This window comes from Streptomyces sp. NPDC050560 (genome assembly GCF_044457285.1).
Lineage (GTDB): Bacteria > Actinomycetota > Actinomycetes > Streptomycetales > Streptomycetaceae > Streptomyces.
In genome coordinates this window covers 1-1,398 of sequence record NZ_JBITGT010000037.1, presented here as the reverse complement: position 1 = coordinate 1,398, position 1,398 = coordinate 1, and the positions used below count along the sequence as shown (strand labels likewise).

Annotated in this window: 1 rRNA gene (only partly in view); it reads left to right on the top strand. The window is 56.9% G+C overall.

What is annotated here, in order from left to right:
• Positions 1-1,396, top strand: a 23S ribosomal RNA gene (locus tag ACIBIW_RS36730); it begins 1,374 nt to the left of the window's first position.
• Positions 1,397-1,398: the final 2 nt, after the last annotated feature.

The following is a 1,398-nucleotide window of genomic DNA, read 5'->3' as shown; positions in this document are numbered from 1 at the left end:
GTGTCTGAGACCTGATGCCGAGCCGATTGTGGTGAAGTGGATGATCCTGTGCTGTCGAGAAAAGCCTCTAGCGAGGTGTGTGGCGGCCCGTACCCTAAACCGACTCAGGTGGTCTGGTAGAGAATACCGAGGCGTTCGGGTGAACTATGGTTAAGGAACTCGGCAAAATGCCCCCGTAACTTCGGGAGAAGGGGGGCCCCTCCTGGTGATGGCACGTGCTGCCTGAGCTGGGGGTGGCCGCAGAGACCAGCGAGAAGCGACTGTTTACTAAAAACACAGGTCCGTGCGAAGCTGTAAGGCGATGTATACGGACTGACGCCTGCCCGGTGCTGGAACGTTAAGGGGACCGGTTAGCTCACTTTCGGGTGGGCGAGGCTGAGAACTTAAGCGCCAGTAAACGGCGGTGGTAACTATAACCATCCTAAGGTAGCGAAATTCCTTGTCGGGTAAGTTCCGACCTGCACGAATGGCGTAACGACTTCTCGGCTGTCTCAACCATAGGCCCGGTGAAATTGCAGTACGAGTAAAGATGCTCGTTTCGCGCAGCAGGACGGAAAGACCCCGGGACCTTTACTACAGTTTGATATTGGTGTTCGGTTCGGTTTGTGTAGGATAGGTGGGAGACTGTGAAGCCGTGACGCCAGTTGTGGTGGAGTCATTGTTGAAATACCACTCTGATCGTGCTGGATGTCTAACCTGGGTCCGTGATCCGGATCAGGGACAGTGTCTGATGGGTAGTTTAACTGGGGCGGTTGCCTCCTAAAGGGTAACGGAGGCGCCCAAAGGTTCCCTCAGCCTGGTTGGTAATCAGGTGTTGAGTGTAAGTGCACAAGGGAGCTTGACTGTGAGACTGACGGGTCGAGCAGGGACGAAAGTCGGGACTAGTGATCCGGCGGTGGCTTGTGGAAGCGCCGTCGCTCAACGGATAAAAGGTACCCCGGGGATAACAGGCTGATCTTCCCCAAGAGTCCATATCGACGGGATGGTTTGGCACCTCGATGTCGGCTCGTCGCATCCTGGGGCTGGAGTCGGTCCCAAGGGTTGGGCTGTTCGCCCATTAAAGCGGTACGCGAGCTGGGTTTAGAACGTCGTGAGACAGTTCGGTCCCTATCCGCTGTGCGCGTAGGAGTCTTGAGAAGGGCTGTCCCTAGTACGAGAGGACCGGGACGGACGGACCTCTGGTGTGCCAGTTGTTCTGCCAAGGGCATGGCTGGTTGGCTACGTTCGGGAGGGATAACCGCTGAAAGCATCTAAGCGGGAAGCCTGCTTCGAGATGAGGACTCCCACCCCCTAGAGGGGGTAAGGCTCCCAGGAGACGACTGGGTTGATAGGCCAGGTATGGAAGCCGGGTGACCGGTGGAGTTGACTGGTACTAATAGGCCGAGGGCTTGTCCTCAG